Raw genomic sequence first — 20,662 nt, 5'->3', positions numbered from 1 at the left:
AACGCCGCACAGCAATGTCCCGAAAGCAGACATGCTGGATTGAACGATACTTCTTATGTCGCACGATCGGATTGAAGAGAATAGTAGGGCGCTCACGCACGATGGTCGATCTTTCGTGCTATCCAATCACCAAACGCCTGCAAGCCACAGACCATGATGATCAACACTACGACCACCGCCACCATCACCGCCGTTTCGAACCGCTGATAGCCGTAGCGGATCGCGATATCGCCCAAGCCCCCAGCCCCAACGGCGCCCGCCATTGCAGAGGCACCGATCAGCGTCACCAGTGTAACGGTGAATCCTGAAGCGATTGCAGGTAGCGCTTCGGGCACCAAAACATCACGCAGGATGGTCCAACGCGTCGCACCCATCGCACGGGCCGCATCAATCAACCCGCGATCAATCTCGCGCAAGGACACTTCGGCGATACGCGCGAAATAGGGTGTCGCGGCAATGGTCAGCGGCACGATTGCTGCCGCGATGCCGATGGCCGAACCTACCAGCAGCCGGGTGAGTGGGATAACCGCCACCAGCAGGATGATAAACGGCACCGAACGCAGTGCGTTGACGACACCGCCAAGAATGCGGTTGATGCTCAGGTTCTCAAAGATGCCGCCGCGATCTGTCGTCACCAGCACAAGCGCCAGCGGCAACCCGAACAGGAAGGACAAAGCGCCGGAAACACCCGTCATCACAGTGGTTTCCCACAAGCCTTTCAGCAACAGCTCAAACATCGCTTGGGACATAGCCAAGCACCTCCAGACCAACGGAAATCGGGCTAAGCGCGGCAATCACCTGCGCCAGTTTTGCAGCGTTAGGGGTGCCGAGTGCGATGAACATCCTACCGTATGGTTCACCCTGCACATCGTTCAGACCGCCATGCAACAAGCGGGCGGGATGGCCGGTAATATCGGAAATCTGCGACAGGATGGGCAGACGCGCAGAAGCACCATAGACATCCACCCGCAACACAGCCTGCGCACCTTCCGGTTTGATCTGTGCTGCAAGATCGGCTGGCAGACTGGGCGACAGCCCACGCACCAAGGCTCGCGTGATCTCGGTCTGCGGTGAGGCCAGCACGCGCGCCACCGGCCCCTGCTCGACCACCCGGCCGCCATCAAGCACCACGACCCGATGCGCAATCTGGCGCACAACTTCAATCTCGTGCGTGATCATCAGAACCGTGAGGCCAAGATCGCGGTTGACCCGCGCCAGCAGATCCAGGATGGACCCAGTGGTTTCCGGATCCAGTGCCGAGGTCGCCTCATCCGACAGCAGCAGCACAGGATCGGGAGCCAACGCGCGTGCGATCCCTACCCTTTGCTTTTGCCCACCCGAAAGCTGCGCCGGATAGGCCTGCGCCTTATCCGCGAGGCCAACCAGATCGAGCAGCTCCATCACCCGCTTGTGCCTCCGCTCTGGCCGCAGCCCTGCGATTTTCAATGGCAAAGCCACGTTCTCCGCCACTGTCTTGGCAGACAGCAGATTGAAATGTTGAAAGATCATGCCAATCCGTCGGCGGATCGGCTGCAAGGCCTGCTCATCCAGATCGGTGATATCCTGCCCACCGATCAGCACGCGTCCCGATTGCGGCTTATCCAATCCGTTCAGAATGCGGATCAGCGTCGATTTTCCAGCGCCCGAACGTCCGATCAGCCCGACAATTTCGCCGCGTTTGATTGACAGGGTGATGTCGTGCAGCGCTACCGCTGTGCCAAAGCTGCGACTGATACCGTGCAGCCCAACGCTTTCGGGCATGGGGTCGATCTGAGTCGGGGCATTCATTCCGGGCATTCCAAAAATCAAAGGACGGGGCGCGTTTAGCGCCCCGCCGGAGAGATGTGATATGGCTTAGTAGGCCGAGATGCCGGTGCCTTTGTAGATCTTGTCGAACTCGGCCTTCACCGTGTCGTTCTGATAGGATGCCACCAGATCCTTCACCCAAGCCTCGTCTTTGCGGTCGGTCTTGACGGCGATGAAGTTGTTGTAGGGATTGTCCTTGACTGCTTCCTGCGCGATGCGGTCGGTTTCGGGCACCAGACCTGATTTCAGCGCCCAGTCGGTGTTAACCACCGCTGCGTCGAGATCCTCGATCGCGCGGCCGACGACGCCTGCGTCAAGCTCTTTGATCTCCAGCTTCTTCGGGTTTTCGGTGATGTCTGCCGCCGTCGCCAAAATCCCTGCGTCGTCTTTCAGCTTGATCAGCCCCTGTGCCGCCAGCACGTTCAGCGCCCGACCTGCGTTGGCGGGGTCGTTCGGGATGCCGACAATCGCACCGACCGGCAATTCGGCCACCGAGTGGTATTTCTTCGAATACAGCCCGATCGGCCACACCGCCGTCAATCCGACCGGAGTGATCGTATAGCCATGGGCGGCGATCTGCGCATCCAGATAGGGCTGGTGCTGAAACGCATTGGCGTCCACTTCGCCGTTCTGCAGCGCCTCGTTCGGCTGGGTGTAATCGTTGAACACCACCAGTTCCAGATCAAGGCCCTTGGCCTTGGCTTGTTCCGCGGCAACTGCCCACACCGCCTCGTCTTCGCCGCCGATGATGCCCAGTTTCACCTTGGCATTCTCGGCAAGGGCCGCTGTGCTCAGCAACCCGGCCATCGCCGCACCCGAAAGGGCCAAGGCGGCGCGGCGGGTCAGTTTCGACAAGTTCAACGACATGATCTTCTCCGAGGGCATTGATTTCATTTCGCTTTCGGCTTCTGCCAGACCGATGCCACAATATCTACTAATCTTGTCGATATTCACAAGGCCCGGTGGGAGAAGGCTTTGCCTGATTTTCGGGCACAAAAAGAACGCAGCTACTGCTCTTTGCCGCAGCGCAGAAAAACGCCCCGGACCCGCCTTAAGCCGATATCCGAACCACCTGGGGCGCCACCCCGCTGAGTCGGGCTTGCGACACCGTCGCTCCCGCCGGCACATCCTCGGTGATCCAGACATTGCCACCGATCACCGCGCCCTGGCCTATGGTGACACGGCCCAGAATGGTCGCCCCGGAATAGATCACCACATCATCCTCGACAATCGGATGCCGCGGCAGCCCCTTGATCGCAGCCCCGGTGGCATCGGTGGGGAAGCTTTTGGCACCTAAGGTCACGGCCTGGAACAGCTGCACCCGTTCGCCGATGATGGCGGTTGCACCGATCACCACGCCGGTTCCGTGATCGACAAAAAAGCTGCCACCGATTTGCGCGCCGGGGTGAATGTCGATGCCGGTGGCGCTGTGCGCAAGCTCGGCAATCAACCGCGCGATCAGCGGGGCGCCCAAGCGATGCAGGCGGTGCGCGATGCGGTGATGGATCATGCATTGGATGCCGGGATAGCACAGCAGCACCTCGTCGGCACTGCGCGCGGCAGGGTCGGCGGCAAAGGCCGCGACGATGTCGCTGTCCAGCAACCGGCGGATATCGACCAATGCGCTGGCAAAGCTGCGGGTGATGCGCAGCGCCCCTGCATCCGGGTCGGGCAGGTCTTGCCCGACATACCGCACCGCCCATTGCAGCTCAATCTTCACCTGCGCCAACAGGTCTTGCAGCACGGTGTCGAGGGTGTGGCCGACATAGTAGTTTTCCGACTCGGGGCGCAGATCAGGTGGCCCCAGCCGCATCGGAAACAAGGCGCCCTGCAGGCCTTCCACGATGATGGCGATTTGCGCGCGCGATGGCAACTCCCGCCCGCCCGCCTCAGCGGTGCCACCCTGGCTGCGCCGCCAGTCGCTGCGCACCTCGGCCAGTTCAGCCACGATCTCATCCAGATCGAACAGTGCAGCGTCCTGCATCTCTAACACAACAACCTCGCCCGTCATTTCCATTTCCCTGACCCAGTTTCGCGCACAATACCGTCGGGCATATTTTGCAAAAGCAGAGATAGTCAAAGCCAAAGCCCCACCACCAAAAACGCAACGCCAGACCTGCAAAATGGAAAGAAACGATAGGATTCTTCTAGGAAACCCAAGCAAAACCAGACGGAACGTCTCGGCGGATGGAGTCTTGCCGAATGGCCAAGCTGGCGCTGCAACAAGCAAGTGCAACGACTCGGCCTCCCTGCCCCGCGGTCGTTGTTGCCCTTCGTCATCATCAATGGACGACACACAGTAACGATCTTCTGCAAGGGAAAATTTCAGAGGTGAGATCCTCCACTGGGGTTGCCAATTTTAGAATTCACCTTCGCGCGCCAAAGGTGCAGATTAAAGACGATAATATAAGTCGTGTAAATGAAACAACAGCACTTGTGGAATCTTCTATGACGTATCCGGTCCTGACCCATCGCCATTTCGCAAGCATTTCCGCGGCGCAGTTTCCTGTGGAGGACAGTTTCGCACGGCTCACACGCCACGCTGCCGCCGCATTGGCGGGGCTGGCCCTGATCACCCTGCAAACCCAATACGATATGGCAGCCTTCCGGTTGCGCGGCCTGTTGCAGCAGATTGACAAACAGGTTGCGGCAGATTTGCCATTGCCCGATGACGATACCGCAACCTTGCTTTGGCGCTTGCAGGTTTTCGATGCCCATTGCGACACGCATTTTCTGACCGGACTGCCGAACGTGCAGGCTTGGATCCGTCGGTTGCGCGCACATGACATCCTGCCAAGCGTGGTCGCATCGGCCGCAGTCGCGCGTTTTCTGGAACAGCAGCGCAGTCTGGCGGGCCTGCTGACCAATATGCAACGTAGCCAAGCCTGGGACCCGGTCTGCAAAGGCACCTAGTCAACAGCACCAAATCCGTGCAGCCTTGTGCAAAATGCCATGAACTCTGTGAGATGCGACGTGAATGATCTGACAGCCGATTACATCATCGTCGGCGCAGGCTCGGCCGGTTGCGTGATTGCCAATCGGCTGAGCGCTGATCCCAACATCAGCGTCATTTTACTCGAGGCGGGCGGGCGCGATCGGAACCCGTGGATACACATTCCCGTCGGCTACTTCAAAACAATGCATAACCCTGCCACCGATTGGTGTTACCGCACCGAGGCTGATCCCGGTCTGAATGGGCGACAGCTGGCATGGCCGCGCGGAAAGGTTCTGGGCGGATCATCCTCGATCAACGGGCTGCTTTATGTGCGCGGCCAGCCGCAGGATTACGACCATTGGCGGCAACTGGGTAGCGCGGGCTGGGGATGGGAAGACGTCAAACCGCTGTTTCTCCGTGCCGAAAACCAACAACGCGGTGCCGGTGCGTATCACGGCACGGATGGCACGCTGTCGGTCTCTGATCCGCAATTGTCGCGCCCGATTGTCGATGCCTGGGTCAAGGCGGCGCAGGCGGCGGGCTATCGCTACAACCACGATTTCAACGGCGTCACGCAGGAAGGCGTCGGCTATTTCCAACTCACCGCGCAGAATGGTCGCCGCTGTAGTGCCGCCACCGCCTTTCTGAAGCCTGTGCTGCACCGACCCAATCTGCGCATCATCACCCGCGCCCAAGTGCAGCGGCTGGCGCTGGAAAACAGTCGAGCAACCGGCGTGCATTTCCGCGATGCCTCTGGTTCAGATCGTCTGCTGCGGGCCAACCGCGAGGTGATCCTGAGCGCAGGGGCCATTGGCTCGCCGCAACTGCTGATGCTGTCGGGTGTGGGCGAGGCCGCGCATCTGCGTGATCACGGCATCCCCGTGGTGGCGGATCAGCCCGGCGTGGGCCGCAATCTGCAAGACCACCTGCAAGCACGCCTTGTGTTCACCTGCCATCAGCCGACGCTGAATGACGAGGCCCGAAACCCGCTGCGCAAGCTGGCAATGGCCGCGCAATACGCATGGAACCGCACCGGGCCGATGGCAATGGCCGCCAGCCTTGCCGCCGGGTTCTTGCGCACATCACCGCATCTGGAGACCCCCGACATCCAGTTTCACATTCAGCCATGGTCCGCTGACAGCCCCGGTGAAGGCGTGCATCCTTTTTCGGCATTCACCATGTCGATCTGCCAGTTGCGCCCGGAAAGCCGTGGTGAGATCAGGTTGAAGTCGGCGGACCCGTTTGCGCATCCGCTGATCCGCCCAAACTATCTCGCCACACCGACTGATCAGCAAACCCTTGTCGCTGGTATCAAAATCGCCCGCGCCATTGCCGGTTTTGATCCGCTGCGCGGCTGCATCTCGGGCGAGTTTCGCCCCGGCGCCGCCATCTCGGACGACGGCCTGCTTGACTGGGCGCGCAACAATGCGACCACGATTTATCATCCGGTGGGCACCTGCAAAATGGGCGACGGACCCGAGGCTGTGGTCAACCACCGACTGCAGGTCCACGGCATCACGGCCCTCCGAATCGCCGATTGCTCGATCATGCCCAGCATCATCTCGGGCAATACCAACGCGCCGGCGATGATGATTGGTGAAAAGTTAAGTGATCTTCTGCGCGCGGGGCAATGAGGCTGTGTAGACCGCCTGCTAAACTTTCTGCGAAATCAGAATTGGAGCCCGGATTTTTGGTCAGACTTTAGAATAGGGTTCTCCTATCTCTGCCAACGCGTCCGTGTATCTCGACAAAGCCGAGGCGATTTTCGCCTGAATAATCATTATATATCATGCTGCTATGGCGATGTTGCCGACAGATGGACGATGACGGTGGACCATGCCCAACTTTGTGGCGCAGTGAAATCACCACAATTGACAATATCTACCAATCTAATCGAGATTTAGCGCATCGAACAATTCACCAGCCACGCCACGCTTAGGTGCTGGGCTTAGGAGACCGCAAGATGTTGCTTACCAGACGGACTTTTGGCGCAGCCGCCATGCTACTGACCACCGCATTCGCGTTCTCGGCCCATGCTGAAAAGGTCGCCACGTTGAAGATTGGCTATCAGAAAACCAACCTTCCGGTGATCGCAAAGCAATTGGGCGCGATCGAAAAAGCCCTTGAGCCGCAGGGTGTTGCGGTGGAGTGGGTCGAGTTTTCAGCAGGCCCGCCGCTGGTCGAGGCGCTGAACGTGGGCGCGATTCAGGTGGGCTGGACAGGCGACGCACCGCCGATTTTCGGGCAATCGGCAGGGTCGGCTATCGTCTATCTGGCAGCACTGCCGTCGAATGGCGAAGGCGAGGCGGTGTTTGCGAAATCTGACAGCGGCATCAAGAGCATCGCCGATCTGAAAGGCAAGAAAGTTGGCGTCGGCAAAGGCACCAGCGCGCACAACCTGTTGGTGGCAGCACTGGAAGCCAACGGCCTGAAGCTTTCCGACATCGAGGTTATCTATCTAAGCCCTGCCGATGCGGCGGCGGCTTTTGCGTCAGACAACATCGAGGCTTGGGCGGTTTGGGACCCGTTCTTTGCGGTGGCGGAAACCAAATACCAGCCGACCATTCTGGCGCGGTCGTCTGATGTGCTGAAGGTGAACACCTATTTCCTCGCAAACCGGGATTTCGCGGCGGATGCTGACAACGCTGCAGTGATCACCACAACGGTGGCCGCATTGGGCGAGGCAGCGGCTTGGGCCGATGCAAACCGCGACACGGTGGCCGCTGCGGTTGCAGAAGTCACCGGGGTGCCGATTGAGGCGCAGACCCTGGCCGTCAACCGTGCGAAGTTCGCAATCTACCCGATCACGCCGGAAATCATCGCGGGTCAGCAGGCCACGGCGGATCGTTTCTTCGGCCTTGGGCTGATCCCGGGTGCGGTGAAAATCGCGGATGCGGTCTGGGCGGCACCTGCCAACTGACCCCGAAAACGCCCTGGGCGGTTTGGCCCGCATGGGCCAAGCCGCCCTATTTGTAAAGGCTGTTCCATGACAGGATCACTATTATGACTGCGCGCTTCAATCGCTTTGGTGCGGCCATAGGTTGGCTGCTGCCCGTCGCGATCCTGCTTGCATGGGAGACGATGTCGCGGCTTGGTGTTATCACTGAAAACGTGCTGCCGGCCCCGACCGAAGTATTCGCAGCCTTCCTGCGTGTGCTCAAATCCGGCGACCTTGCCCGCAACATCGGGGTCAGTTCGTGGCGGGCGCTGACCGGACTGGCCATCGGAGGCAGCATCGGGTTCGCGCTGGGGCTTGCCAATGGCCTGTCGCTGTTGTCGCGCAACATTACCGATACCACTCTGCAAATGGTGCGCAATGTGCCGCATCTGGCGCTTATTCCGCTGGTGATCCTGTGGTTTGGAATTGATGAGGGCGCCAAGCTGTTTCTGGTGGCGTTGGGGGTGTTCTTCCCAATCTATGTCAACACCCTGCTGGGCATCCAGACGGTGGACCCGCAGCTGATCGAGATGGGGCGCACCTATGGCATGGACCGTCGCGCGTTATTTCTGCGAGTCATTCTGCCGAGCGCGCTGCCCTCGATCTTTGTTGGTCTGCGCTATGCTTTGGGCATCATGTGGCTGACGCTGATTGTGGCCGAGACGATCTCGGCCTCGTCGGGCCTTGGCTATATGGCTATGCAGGCGCGGGAGTTTCTGATGATTGATCTCGTGGTGCTGTCGATCCTGATCTACGCACTGCTGGGTAAACTGGCCGACAGCTTTGTGCGGCTGCTTGAGCGGCTTTGCCTGCAATGGCATCCGGCATTTCAAAAAACGGTAAGGACTTAAGCGATGGCAAAGCCCCAGTTGCGCAGCGTTGACAGCGCCCCCGTCCCAGCCCCACCTGCCTTCAGCTTTCAAGGCGTCAGCCGGAATTTTGGCGCAAAATCGGTGCTGTCAAACATCGACCTGAGCGTGCCGCAGGGCCAGTTTGTGGCGATCATCGGCAAAAGCGGCTGCGGCAAAAGCACCCTTTTGCGGCTTCTGGCGGGGTTGGATCAGCCGGATGGCGGCACGATCAACCGGGCCGAAGTAGAGCCGGGACAATCGAGCATCCGTATCATGTTTCAAGAACCCCGGCTGCTACCTTGGGCGCGGGTGGTCGATAACGTGGCGGTGGGGCTGACTGGGCTTGCCGGAAAGGCCGAGGCGAAAGCCCGCGCGCACGATCTGCTGGCGAAGGTTGGCCTTTCGGGCCGCGATGGCGAATGGCCCTCGGTTTTGTCGGGTGGGCAGCGGCAGCGGGTGGCGCTTGCCCGCGCGCTGATCGGGCAGCCAAGTGTGCTGGCGCTGGATGAACCGTTGGGCGCGTTGGATGCGTTGACCCGGATCGAGATGCAGCACCTGCTGGGCCGGATCTGGCAGACCCAAGGCTTTACCGCCATTCTGGTGACGCATGATGTGTCAGAGGCGGTGATTTTGGCAGACAGGGTGATCGTGCTGGATGCGGGCAAGGTGGCGCTTGATCTGGCGATCCCGCTGGCGCGACCACGGCGGCACGGCCACCCCGATCTGGCGGTATATGAGCAGAAAATTCTGGCGCAACTGTTCGGGGACGAGGCGGTTTAGGGCTGGCTTGCTGTGTTGGGCTTAGGGTTCAGCAAGGCCACAAGTTTTCCCTGCGGGGGAAAACTTGTGATTTTTGGGGATTTCAAGGCAGATTTGCACAACATGTGGTGTGTTAAGCTATTTTCAGACGCGATGCGCAGCTTTTGACCGGTCAACTGCGCAGCGCGGCAAAGCTATTGCGCAGCCACCAAGCCTCGCCGTGCGTTGATCTGCCTGGCCACTTCACGCGCGATGTGTTCGGCCCAAGTGATCACCTCCGGCACACCCATCAACTCGCCCACGGTCGCGCGGGCGAGCGGCCCTGCGACCAGCAGGGTGCCATCGGGTGTGCCGGACAGTGGCACGGCTTGGCCATTCGCCGCCGTAAGCAACCCCAAGCCAAGCGGATCGGGTTGCAACAGCCCCAGAGCCGCCAGATCGGTCAGCGCGGGTGTGGATTTGATCACGCTGCCATGCGCGGGGCCGGTGGCCAAAATCACCCGATCCACCGCGATGGTAAAGCGCGTGCCATTGTGGCGGGCCTGCAAGCCAAGCTTGATCGGGCTGCCCGGCGTGGCCGTGACAATCCGTGCAGCCAAGCTGACCAACCGGCCCATCCGCTGCATGTGCTGGTTCGCCTCATAGGTCTGGGGGGCGATGCGAAAGCGGTGAACATCCCACAGGGCGCGCAAATGGCGCAGAAACCGCCGTCGCTCGGGGTCGGGCAACGCGGCCCAGATCACTGGCCCCTGCGCGCGCAGCCGGTCAAACACTGCGTGCCACGTCAGACCCAATGCCTGATCCTGCGCCACGGCCGCGCGCGCGCGCCGCAAAAGGTCTAACGCGGTGCGTGGTGGATTTTTGACGAAATCCGCCGTAGTTTCCGCCTGCGTAGGCCCATGCGGCTGCGAGCGAAACCCGTGCCGTGACAAGGCGGTGATCTTTCCGCGATGCCCACGCCGGTGCAAAGACGCGACGATATCGGCCGAGGTCAGGCCATTGCCGATGATCAGCAACCGCGCGTCCTCGGCCACCCCTGCCAGCGCGCCTTCGGCAAACGGATCTGAGATCAGCGCTGGATCGCCCGCGAGCCCGGCCAATTCGCGCGGCAAGCCTGCGTTGGGATGCGTCGCGGCCAGCACAACTATGTCGGCTGTCACTTGGCCGCCATCCGACAGCCCCAACCGATAGCGATCCGGTCGGGTCACCGAGATCACCCGCGCCTGCACATGCCGCAAGCGGCCCTCGTGCTGCAAGGGTTGAAGCTGCGCGGCAACATAAGCGCCAAACACAGCGCGAGGGGCGTAGATTTCGCCTGACAGCCGCGCCGAATTGGCGGGCAACGTCGGGGCCTCTGCCGTATGCAGCCAGCGCCGGAAATCTTCTGGCTGATCTGACCGCAGGGTCATCTTGTGATCGGGCACGTTCAGCCGGTGATCAGGGTCAGGCGTGGCATAGGCCATGCCGCGCCCCAGATCCGCGCGCGGCTCGATCACCACCACATCCGCATCGGTCAACTCAGCCAGATGATAGGCCACCGCCGCCCCAGACAAGCCGCCACCGATGATAGCGACGGTTATCGGGGGCTGGCCGTTCAAGGTGCTCATTGTGCCGCCTGTAGCTTCGGTTTGTGGTCCCCGGCGATGGTTTCGCCGAACGGCCCGGTGTTCACCAACAGATCGCGGCGCGGGATAGGATGCGCAAGCGGCAATTTCGGCAACACCAACTCGCCAAAGCTATAGGCTTCTTCCAGATGCGGATAGCCCGAGAAGATGAAGCTATCGACGCCAATGCGGCGGTATTCGTCAATGCGTTCCGCCACCGTGTCGGCATCGCCGACCAGCGCCGTGCCAGCGCCCCCGCGCACCAGACCGACACCTGCCCACAGGTTCGGACTGATTTCCAGCTTGTCGCGCCGCCCGCCATGCAGCGCGGTCATCCGGGCTTGGCCAACCGAATCCATCCGCGCGAACACCTTTTGCGCCTCGGCAATGGTGTGATCATCCAGTTTGCTGATCAGCTTGTCGGCTGCTGCCCAAGCCTCGGCGGTGGTTTCCCGCACGATCACATGCAGGCGGATGCCGAAGGACACCTCGCGCCCTTCGGCTTCGGCATGGCGCCGCATCGTGGCGATCTTTTCCGCCACCTGCGCCGGGGGTTCGCCCCATGTCAGGTATTTGTCGATATGCTTGGCACCCACCTTGAACCCCTCATCCGACGAGCCGCCAAAATACAGCGGCGGATAGGGCTTTTGCACCGGCGGATAGATCAGGCGGCCATCCGAGATCTGGAAATGCTTGTCGGTATGCTCCACCGTTTCGCCGCGCAGCAACGCCCGGTAAATGCCAAGGAATTCATCGGTGATCTCATAGCGCTCACTGTGCGGCAGGTTGATGCCGTCGCCCTTATTCTCCGCCGGATCGCCCCCCGTCACGATGTTGATCAACAAGCGTCCGTTGGAAATTCGATCCAGCGTCGCCGTCATCCGTGCGGCCAAGGTCGGCGATTGCAGGCCCGGCCGCACGGCGACCAGAAACCGCAAGCGCTCGGTCTGGGTGGCAAGCGCCGAAGCCACCACCCAGCTATCCTCGCAACTGCGGCCCGTGGGCAACAGCGCGCCATAGAAGCCGAGCGAGTCCGCCGCTTTCGCCACCTGCGTCAGATAGCCCAGATCAACATGCCGCCCACCCTCGGATGTGCCAAGATACCGGCTTTCGCCGTGGGTGGGGATGAACCACAACACGTTGATTTTGTCGGGGATTTTATCCAGAACAGACATGTCAGCTCCACGCATGGAAGGGCGGGTTAGCGCCGTTCAGGTAATAGTTGCCAAGGATCGCATACTTCCAACGCACCGGATCGTGCAGCGTGTGGGTGCGAGCGTTGCGCCAATGGCGATCAAGGTTATGCTCGGCTAAGGTTGACCGCGTGCCTGCCAGCTCAAACAGCTTGTTGGTGGCAAGGATGGCGATTTCGGTCGACAGCACTTTCGCCTCTGCCGTGGCAATCTGTGCCTGTGCCACGGTTTCCGCCGTGGGATTGGCTACAGCCAGATCAATCGCCACGCTGGCAATGTCCAACAAAGCCGCCGCCGCATTGGCGCGCAGGTTCAGATCGCCGACCGCTTGGATGGTGTAGGGGTCTTGGCTGGCATGATCGAGGCCGGAATCGACCCAAGCCCGGCTGCGGTGCAGCACGAAATCCTTGGTGTCGGCAATCGCCGCCCGCGCGATGCCCAGATCAACCGCAACCTGGATCACCTGGAAAATCGCACCGTCTGCCGAAGGGGCCTCGTAGCCCTTGTAGCCCGGCACCAGATGGGTTTTCGGCACTTTCACATTGTCCAAAATCACCGTGCCCGACAAAGTGGTGCGCTGGCCAAAGCTGGACCAATCGTCGATCACGCTCAGGCCTTCGGCGCCGCGATCGGCAATCGCATACCAAGCGCGGCCCTGATCATCCAAAGCCACGATTGGCACCAGATGCGCGAGCAAAGCGCCCGAGGAATAGAACTTGTGTCCCGTCACGCGGACATGATCGCCTTCGTCGGTGAACTTGGTTTCAAAATCCACCGCGCGCTTGCTGCCGAACTCGGAAAACGCATTGCCAAACCGCGTGCCGCGCAAAACCTCGCCAAACAGCAGCGCTTTTTGCGCTTTATCTGAGACTGTATTGATCGCCGCGACCACCCCAAGATGGTTCTGCGGCACTTGACCCAAGGACGGGTCGGCTTCCGAGATAATCGCGATTACCCGGTTCAGTGTGACATAAGACAGCCCCGGCCCGCCGTATTCTTTCGGCACGTTGATCGACCACAGCCCCGATTGCGAGAACGCATCCAGCTGTTCTTGCGGCCAGATCCGGTTGCGGTCGCGGTCGGATGCGCCCTTGGCAAAGTCTGCCGCCAGCTTGTGCGCCACCGCAATCGCTTCGGCATCGGTTTTGATGATATGCGCCGCGCCGACGGGACGGGCGACCGGGGGCACAGGTGTTTTCAGCGGTTCGTGGATGGTCATGGTTCAAATCCTCACAGGTTCAGGGGTGCCGCCAAGGTAAAGCGCGCGAATATCGGCGCGGGCGGCGAGGTCGGATGCGGGGCCAGTCAGCACGGAGCGGCCATTTTCGATGACCGTGGCGTGATGGGCATATTTCAGCGCGATGGCAGAGTTTTGCTCGGCCAGCAGGATCGTCAGCCCGGTTTCACGGTTCAGCTGGGCCAGGGTTTCAAATATTTCAGCCACCACCAGCGGCGCGAGGCCCATGGAAGGCTCATCCAGCAGGAACACCTCGGGCCGTGCCATCAAACCGCGCCCGATGGCGGCCATTTGTTGCTCTCCACCCGAGGTCAGCCCCGCCAGCGAATTGCGCCGCAGCTTCAGTTTGGGGAAAAGATCATAGACCTGCTCCAGCACCTGTGCGATCTGCGCGCGGTCCAACCCTCGGCCAATCGCCCCGGTGGTCAGGTTTTCCTCAATGCTCAGCGTCTTGAAACAGCGCCGCCCCTCCAGCACCGGCACCAGCCCGTTGCGGATATGCGCGTGCGGGGTGTCCGATGTCACATCGCGGCCCTTATAGCGGATGCGCCCGCCAGTGATCTGGCCACGCTCGGCGGGCAGCAGGTTAGAGGCGGCTTTCAACAGCGTGGTTTTGCCCGCGCCGTTTGCGCCCAGAAGTGCGGTAATCTCACCCCTACGCACGGTCAGGCTGACGCCATGCAGCGCGGCGATTGCGCCGTTGTAGGCGGCATAAACATGGTCAAATTCAAGAATAGGTTCCGACATGGCAACCTCCTGCTAGGTTGGGTGGCCCCGATGCTGGGCCACCCGTTTGGCTTATTGCGTGACTTGATCAGCATCTTCCAACGTGCGGATCGGCAGCCCCTTTTCCGCCGCATAGGCCTCAGACGATTTGGTGATGATCGGGCGCAGCAAGGCCCAATCGGGCGCGATCCAGTCGGACACCACGTTCCACTTTTTGCCATTCCACTGCTGGAAGGTGACGTAGCCCTCGCCCTCATGGTTGTCGTAGGTCACATTGATTGAATGAAAAAGGTTTTCAGCACCAAGTTCCTTCACCCGCGCCGGCGACAGTTGCAGATGCTCAAACCCCCAGCGCACTTCATCACCGGTCAGGGTGCGGTTGCCAAACTTGGCCTGGGCGATGCGGATGGCTTCCACATTCAGGATACCATTCACGATGCCAAGGTTATGATAAACCGAGCCAATCCGGGATTTATCCGACAGGTTGCCCTGCCCCGCATCATAGACCGTCTTGATGATTTCTTGTAGCACCGGATACTGGTTACCCGAGGCTTGGGTGGTGATGGCCGTGTAGCCAATCGCCGCATCGCCTGCGGGCAATGCGTCTTCTTCCGAGTTCGACCAGACGTTGCCGATGATGTGATCCACCGGGAAGCCGTTGCGCTGTGCCGTGGTCAAAGCCACCGGATTCATCACGCCCCACCCGCGCAGCACCACATAATCCGGGGCCTCACGGCGGATTTGCAGCCATTGCGCGCCTTGCTCATTGCCCGGATGCGGCACCTCGATCTGCACCACGGTGAAGCCGTATTTCTCGGCCAACAGCTCATAAATCGGGATGGTTTCCTTGCCGTAGGGCGAGCCGTGATAGAGCACGACGATCTTCTTGCCCTTCAGCGATTCCAGCCCGCCCTCTTTGCTCGCGATGTAATTCACGATGCCCGAGGTTTCGGAATAGGGGTTCAGCAATAGCGGAAAAACATAGGGAAACACCCGGCCATCGGTGGTGTCGGTGCGGCCATGGTTGACGGTGATCAGCGGCACTTTGTCGGCCGTGACGCCATCAATCATCGCATAGGCAATGCCGACCGAAAGCGGGTTCCATGCGGCGATATCGGCGTGGCTTTTCTGGCGCTGGTAGCATTCGACGCCCTTTTCCACCGCATATTCGGTTTCGCATTCATCCCACACCAGCTTGACGCCGTTCACGCCGCCATCGCGGGTGTTGATCAGGGTCATGTAGTCAATAAAGCCGCCGAAAAACCCGGTGCCACCAGCGGCATAGGGACCGACGCGGTAGGATTGCAGTGGGAAATACTGCTCATCCGCTTGAGCTGCTTGGCCTGCGGCGAGGCTCGCCACGGTCAGCGCCGCTGTGGTGATACGTTTCAGGAAAGACATGGAAACTCCGTGAGTTAAGAGATCAGAGGATGCGCGAAAAGCGGCGCTTCACGCGGTCAAGGATGGCCGCCAGCCCGTTCGGCTCGGCGATCAGAAAAGCGATGATGAGGACACCCAGGATGATGCGCTGCACCAGCTCCAGCACGCCCGAGTCGATCATGCCGCCAAAGGCCAAGGCCGACAGGCGCGACAGCAACAGCGGGAACACCACGATCAATCCCGCGCCAAGGAAGGCTCCGCGCAAGGTGGCCAAGCCGCCGATGATGATGATGAACAGCACGTCAAACGATCGGTCGAGATCGAACCCCGCAGGCTCCACGGTGCGCAGATAGGTGAAGGCCCAGAGGAAGCCTGCGACGCCGATGATGGCAGAGGATACCGCGAAGGCCACCAGCTTGGTTTTCAGCACCGGCACGCCGATGATCTGGGCTGCGGTCTCATTGTCGCGGATGGCGATCAGGTCGTTGCCCAAGGGCCCCGTGGTGAAGGCCCAGACGCCGAGGGTGATCAGGGTGACGAGGGAGAGGGCCAGCAGATAGCGCGCTGTGGTGCCGTCAAGGCTGTAGCCAAGCCACGACAGCGCCGGGGCCGAGATGACACCAGAGGGGCTGTAGTTGGAAAACCAGCCGAACTTGGTCAACGCCCATTGCACGAAGAATTGGGCCGCAAGGGTCGAGACCGCCAGATAGAAGCCACGCAGACGCAGGCTGGGCAGGCCGAAGATCAGGCCGACGGCTGCGGCGGTCAGGGCGGACAGCAGGATGGTGAGGGGCAGTGGCAGGCTCAGCCGCAACTGGATGTTATAGGCGGCAAATGCCCCCACCGCCATGAACGCCGCCGACCCCAGCGACACTTGGCCCCCGTATCCGGTCAGCAGGTTCAGCCCCACGCCTGCCAAAGCCAGCGCAAGGAACGGCAGAAGAATGGCTTCCAACACATAGACCGGGGCGAAGGCGGGCACGCCGATGAAGACTACCAGCAACACCGCCACCAAGGGCCAATGCCGCAGATTGTTTGAGGTTTGCAGCGGGGCGTCGACAATTGCAGACATCAGAACCGCTCCACCAGTTTTTGGCCAAACAGGCCCGAGGGACGGATCAGCAGCACCAGCAGCGCCACGACATAGGCGAACCAGCCCTCAATCCCGCCGCCCACAAACGGCCCGAGATAAACCTCGGCCAGCTTCTCAGTGGCCCCGATGGCAAGGCCCGCCACGATTGCCCCCAGCACGGAATCAAACCCGCCCAGCACCAGCACCGGCAGCGCCTTCAGCACGATCAGCGACAGCGAAAACTGCACCCCCAGCCGCGCGCCCCAGAGCAATCCGGCCACCAGTGCGACGATTCCCGCCGCCGCCCAAACCGTGGCCCAAGTGCGATCCAGCCGCAGACCCACCGCCAAAGCGGCGAATTGATCATCCGCCACGGCGCGGAACGCCAATCCTGTGCGGGTCCAGCGGAAGAAGGCGGTGAGGCCCGCGAACAGCACCCCGGCGATGGCCGCCGCGACCAGATCGAAGGTCGAGATGAACACGCCCGCGACTTGGAACGGGGCGTTGGAGATGCCGAGATCAAGCCGATGCACCTCGGTGCCCCAGATGATCTGCGCAGCACCCTCGATGATATAGGACAGGCCGAGGGTCGCCATGAACAGCGTCATCGGCGAGCGGTTGGCGAGGGGGCGCAGCACGGTGCGCTCGATCACGAAGCCCAACGCGATCATGATCGCGGCAGAGATGATCAGCGCGAAGATAAAGGGAACGCCTGCTTCGATCAGGCTGACGAAGGTCAGGGCCGCGAACAGCACCATCGCACCTTGGGCGAAGTTCAACACGCCCGAGGTTTTGTAGATCAGCACAAAGCCAATCGCCACAAGCGCATACATCACGCCCGACAGCAGCCCGCCGATGGTGACTTCGATCAGAAACAGAAAGCCAAACCAATCCATCATGCGGCCTCTTGGCCCAGATAGGCGCGGATCACGCCCGGATCGCGCTGCACTTCGGCTGGCGTGCCGTCGGCTATCTTGCTGCCGTAATCCAGCACCGCGACGCGGTCGGACAGGCCCATGACGACGCCGATGTCATGCTCGATCAGGATCACCGACAGGCCCGTGGTGTCGCGGGCGGCACGGATATAGCCTGCCATTTCGGCTTTCTCGGTGGCGGTCATACCCGCCATCGGCTCGTCCAGCAGCAGCAGTTTCGGGCGGGCGACCAAGGCGCGGGCCAGCTCGACCCGTTTTTGCAACCCGTAAGACAGGGTGGAAACGGTGCGATCCAGATGCGCGGTCAGATCAAGACGCGCCGCGATCTCAGTGACTTGATCTGCAATAGCGCGGTTCTCGGCGCGGGCATTGGGGAGGCGGAACACCTGCGACAGCCCCCACGCCTTGCGCTGAAAGGTCAGGCCTGCAGCGATATTGGCCGCCACAGACAGGCTGGGAAACAGCGCGAGGTTTTGGAAGGTCCGCGCCACGCCGAGGCCCGCCAAGGCCTGCGGCGGGACGTGTTCAAACACCTGCGCGCCCAGCACCAGACTGCCACTATCGGCCCGATACAGCCCTGAAATCACGTTCAGAACCGAGGATTTTCCCGCCCCGTTCGGCCCGATCACCGCGCGAATCTCGCCTTCCGCCACCTGAAACGACACCTCACGCAGCGCGTGGATACCGCCGAAAGACAGGCTGATCCGGCTGAGCGCCAAGGCATAGGCCGGGTGAAGGGTGGTGGGGACTGCGCGTGCAGGCGCAATCCGGCGCAGAACGGCGCTGGTCATGGTAGTCTTCCTCAGGGGTTAGGAGTGGTGGGGCCTATTCGGCCGCCACCTTTTGCTCGCGGGCAGCTTCCAATTGGCGCACCAGCGGGATGACGTGTTTGCCGAAGAATTCGACCTCTTCCTGGAAGTGCAGGAAGCCGAGCAAGATCAGATCGGCCCCGGCATCTTTTAGCGCGATGATCCGCGCGGCAATCTGTTCCGGCGTGCCGATCAGGTTAGATCGGAAGCCGTCGTTATACTGCACAAGGTCTTCCAGCGTCGATTTCGCCCAGTTGCCCTCGCCTTCCGGGCTGGCCTTGCCGGCGTTCTTCACCTCATGCGCAAAACCCTTCACCGCATCCGGGTTAGCTTTGGAGACGATCTCATCCAGCACCGCGCGGGCCTCTGCCTCGGTTTCCCGCGCGATGGCGAAAGCATTCACCCCTACCTTCACCCGACGCCCCTCGGCATCGGCCTTACCGCGAATATCATCCACCTGAGCGGCCAAACCCTCCGGCGTGTTGCCGTTGGTGAAATACCAATCCGACACCCGCGCCGCCATATCCCGCGCCGCACGGCTGGAGCCGCCTTGGAAAATCTCGGGCTGCGGATCGGCAGGTTTCGGCTTCATCGTGTAGTTGTTGAAGCGGTAGAAATCGCCCTTGAAGGTGAAATCATCCTGCCCCCAAATCCCCCGCAACGCCCGGATGAATTCTTCGGAACGGCGGTAGCGTTCGTCGTGATCCAGCCACGGCTCGCCAATCGCGTAGAACTCGCCACGGAACCAGCCCGACACCACGTTGATGGCGATGCGGCCCTTGGTCAGCTGGCTGATGGTGGCGATCTGCTTGGCGGCGATCGCGGGGTTCCACGGGCCGGGCAACAGCGCCGCGATCACCTTCAACTTTTCGGTCGCCGCCAGCAAAGCATGGCTGAACGCCACAGGTTCGTGTTGATTATCGGCACCATAACCAGCCGTGAACCGGATCTGGCTGAGGGCATAATCAAACCCTGCCGCCTCGGCGATCTGCGCCAGCTTGCGGTTATAGTCGATGTCCCAGCTGGTGCGCTGTTCGATGTTGGAGATCACCAGGCCGCCCGAAACATTTGGCACCCAATAGGCGAATTTGACGGGATCAATGGTCATTTCAGCATCCTTTTCGGGGGTTACTCGGCAGCTTGCGCCGGGCGCAACGCTTGCGGGAAATGCAGATCAAACTGGGCAACAGCACGCTCCAACCGGGTCAGCGCGGCTGGAGCGGTCAACACGCCATCGGTGAAATCCTTGTCTGAGACGTGCACGGCTGTCGGCAGCGAATGCGCCTCAAAGAATGCAAACAGCGGGCGCAACTGATGCTCGACCGCAAGCGCGTGCTTCTCGCCCCCACCCGTGGCAGCAATGAGGATTGGTTTGCCGATCAGCGCAAGCGGGTCCAAAAGGTCGATCAGATGCTTGAACAGGCCGGGGTAGCTCGCTTTGTAGATCGGCGTCGCCACCACCAGTGCATCCGCTGCGATAATACGAGCAACCAGCGCCTGCCCTGCTGCGTCCAGATCGGTCAGCCGACGTGCGCGGCCCAGTTGATCGCCGAAGTCATTGATTTCAATCACTTCGGTGATCGCACCAAGCCGGTCGGCGGCCAGAGCGACGGCGGTTTGCACCAAAGCCCGGGTTTTCGAGGGGATGGTGATGTTGCCGGACAATCCGACCAGCTTCAGAGTGGACATCATCAGATTCCTAAACACGATAAAGTTGCTAGATTTTATGCGCGAGATCACTTCCGGGGCAATTCCAAAGAAAATAGCATCTTTGGAAGGAGTATCCCCAGCGGCCCTAACGTTTAGATAGAAAGGCCTGTTTGGATCAGCTTCGCCCTAAACGGGAGCGACGTTGAATGTGGCGCAAAGGCGCTCGCCAACCCGGCAGTTCAGATGGCCAATCTTGACGCCCAATCCCGACGCAGAGGACGGAAGTTGACGGGTCGATCTATGGTTAGGTCAAAACGGCAGCGTTCAGCTCATGTCAGGCTTGCGACTGTCGTATCAAAGCCAGCCATCTTTATGACGAGAAAACCATGAATGGCTGCTAGCTTAAGATTGTTGCGCATGCCATGCTGCGTCGCCGTCAGGCCGCAATCCGCCCATCGCGTCGACCGTGCCCCGCTCGGCCCGAACGGCCCTTAGCTGTCACTCAGGGCTTCCGACACGCTGCAGCGCGGCTTCCTTGATCCGGACACTTCGATCTGCCGCAGCAAGCTTAGCCGGTCAACTCGCTGATGCGGGCAAATTGGAGCTTTCGGGACGCTGGTCGTAGACCTGACAGCGTAAATCATCCATCTGCACCCTACGAGAAACAGGTCAGCGCTTTGCCGCGCTGACCCGATGCCACGGGTTCAGATCGCCTGACCGCCCGAGACCTCGATCCGCTGTCCCGTGACCCAGCGATTGTCGTCCGA

Annotated in this window: 19 protein-coding genes; 5 read left to right on the top strand and 14 right to left on the bottom strand. The window is 60.9% G+C overall.

From position 1 onward, the window contains the following. Positions 1 to 92: 92 nt before the first annotated feature. The 4 genes from U1A24_RS09720 to epsC form a co-directional block, all read right to left on the bottom strand. Positions 93 to 749: a methionine ABC transporter permease gene (locus tag U1A24_RS09720; RefSeq protein WP_322321782.1), complete on the bottom strand. Its 657-nt coding sequence runs from the start codon at positions 747 to 749 to the stop codon at positions 93 to 95. After that, positions 730 to 1,788, bottom strand: coding sequence for a methionine ABC transporter ATP-binding protein (locus U1A24_RS09715; RefSeq protein ID WP_322321781.1), 1,059 nt, complete (start codon positions 1,786 to 1,788; stop codon positions 730 to 732). The genes U1A24_RS09720 and U1A24_RS09715 overlap by 20 nt, the downstream gene beginning before the upstream one ends. 66 nt (positions 1,789 to 1,854) lie before the next feature. Then, on the bottom strand, positions 1,855 to 2,673 hold the full coding sequence (locus U1A24_RS09710) for a MetQ/NlpA family ABC transporter substrate-binding protein (protein ID WP_322321780.1): 819 nt from the start codon (positions 2,671 to 2,673) through the stop codon (positions 1,855 to 1,857). A gap of 184 nt (positions 2,674 to 2,857) precedes the next feature. Beyond that, positions 2,858 to 3,817, bottom strand: a complete 960-nt coding sequence (gene epsC / locus U1A24_RS09705; RefSeq protein WP_322321779.1) for a serine O-acetyltransferase EpsC — start codon at positions 3,815 to 3,817, stop codon at positions 2,858 to 2,860. Between the two features lie 191 nt (positions 3,818 to 4,008). On the opposite strand from epsC, the gene U1A24_RS09700 reads away from it, so the two are divergent. From U1A24_RS09700 to U1A24_RS09680, 5 genes are all read left to right on the top strand, one after another. Beyond that, a complete protein-coding gene (locus U1A24_RS09700; protein WP_322321778.1) occupies positions 4,009 to 4,719 on the top strand; it encodes a hypothetical protein in 711 nt (236 codons plus the stop codon). Positions 4,720 to 4,788: 69 nt separating this feature from the next. Then, positions 4,789 to 6,375, top strand: coding sequence for a GMC family oxidoreductase (locus tag U1A24_RS09695; protein WP_416173481.1), 1,587 nt, complete (start codon positions 4,789 to 4,791; stop codon positions 6,373 to 6,375). A 329-nt stretch (positions 6,376 to 6,704) separates the two neighbouring features. After that, complete coding sequence (locus U1A24_RS09690; RefSeq protein WP_322321776.1) at positions 6,705 to 7,661, top strand: aliphatic sulfonate ABC transporter substrate-binding protein; 957 nt, start codon at positions 6,705 to 6,707, stop codon at positions 7,659 to 7,661. An 83-nt stretch (positions 7,662 to 7,744) separates the two neighbouring features. Further along, on the top strand, positions 7,745 to 8,530 hold the full coding sequence (locus tag U1A24_RS09685) for an ABC transporter permease subunit (RefSeq protein WP_322321775.1): 786 nt from the start codon (positions 7,745 to 7,747) through the stop codon (positions 8,528 to 8,530). Between the two features lie 3 nt (positions 8,531 to 8,533). Continuing rightward, entirely contained in the window at positions 8,534 to 9,310 is a 777-nt protein-coding gene (locus U1A24_RS09680) for an ABC transporter ATP-binding protein (RefSeq protein ID WP_322321774.1), read from the top strand. A 173-nt stretch (positions 9,311 to 9,483) separates the two neighbouring features. On the opposite strand, the gene U1A24_RS09675 is transcribed toward U1A24_RS09680, so the two are convergent. Genes U1A24_RS09675 through U1A24_RS09630 form a run of 10 tightly spaced genes read right to left on the bottom strand, consistent with a single transcriptional unit; the run spans position 9,484 to position 19,934 of the window. Continuing rightward, positions 9,484 to 10,896, bottom strand: coding sequence for an FAD/NAD(P)-binding protein (locus U1A24_RS09675; RefSeq protein WP_322321773.1), 1,413 nt, complete (start codon positions 10,894 to 10,896; stop codon positions 9,484 to 9,486). Next, a complete protein-coding gene (ssuD, locus tag U1A24_RS09670) occupies positions 10,893 to 12,038 on the bottom strand; it encodes an FMNH2-dependent alkanesulfonate monooxygenase (RefSeq protein ID WP_416173480.1) in 1,146 nt (381 codons plus the stop codon). Before ssuD ends, U1A24_RS09675 begins: the two co-directional genes overlap by 4 nt. A 31-nt stretch (positions 12,039 to 12,069) precedes the next feature. Beyond that, positions 12,070 to 13,305, bottom strand: a complete 1,236-nt coding sequence (locus tag U1A24_RS09665; protein ID WP_322321771.1) for an SfnB family sulfur acquisition oxidoreductase — start codon at positions 13,303 to 13,305, stop codon at positions 12,070 to 12,072. A 3-nt stretch (positions 13,306 to 13,308) separates the two neighbouring features. Next, positions 13,309 to 14,070 carry an ABC transporter ATP-binding protein gene (locus tag U1A24_RS09660; protein WP_322321770.1) on the bottom strand — a complete coding sequence of 254 codons (762 nt, stop codon included), beginning with the start codon at positions 14,068 to 14,070 and terminating at the stop codon, positions 13,309 to 13,311. A gap of 51 nt (positions 14,071 to 14,121) precedes the next feature. Then, positions 14,122 to 15,450: an ABC transporter substrate-binding protein gene (locus U1A24_RS09655; RefSeq protein ID WP_322321769.1), complete on the bottom strand. Its 1,329-nt coding sequence runs from the start codon at positions 15,448 to 15,450 to the stop codon at positions 14,122 to 14,124. A 22-nt stretch (positions 15,451 to 15,472) separates the two neighbouring features. Further along, on the bottom strand, positions 15,473 to 16,501 hold the full coding sequence (locus U1A24_RS09650) for a branched-chain amino acid ABC transporter permease (RefSeq protein ID WP_322321768.1): 1,029 nt from the start codon (positions 16,499 to 16,501) through the stop codon (positions 15,473 to 15,475). Continuing rightward, entirely contained in the window at positions 16,501 to 17,397 is an 897-nt protein-coding gene (locus U1A24_RS09645) for a branched-chain amino acid ABC transporter permease (RefSeq protein WP_416173479.1), read from the bottom strand. Before U1A24_RS09645 ends, U1A24_RS09650 begins: the two co-directional genes overlap by 1 nt. Further along, a complete protein-coding gene (locus U1A24_RS09640; RefSeq protein WP_322321766.1) occupies positions 17,397 to 18,227 on the bottom strand; it encodes an ABC transporter ATP-binding protein in 831 nt (276 codons plus the stop codon). The genes U1A24_RS09645 and U1A24_RS09640 overlap by 1 nt, the downstream gene beginning before the upstream one ends. 34 nt (positions 18,228 to 18,261) lie before the next feature. Then, on the bottom strand, positions 18,262 to 19,353 hold the full coding sequence (gene sfnG, locus U1A24_RS09635; protein ID WP_322321765.1) for a dimethylsulfone monooxygenase SfnG: 1,092 nt from the start codon (positions 19,351 to 19,353) through the stop codon (positions 18,262 to 18,264). 20 nt (positions 19,354 to 19,373) lie between these two features. Beyond that, positions 19,374 to 19,934, bottom strand: coding sequence for an NAD(P)H-dependent oxidoreductase (locus U1A24_RS09630; protein ID WP_322321764.1), 561 nt, complete (start codon positions 19,932 to 19,934; stop codon positions 19,374 to 19,376). Between the last annotated feature and the right edge of the window lie 728 nt (positions 19,935 to 20,662).

The organism is Cypionkella sp., assembly GCF_034376685.1.
GTDB lineage: Bacteria > Pseudomonadota > Alphaproteobacteria > Rhodobacterales > Rhodobacteraceae > Cypionkella.
This window is presented reverse-complemented; position numbering and strand designations above follow the sequence as displayed.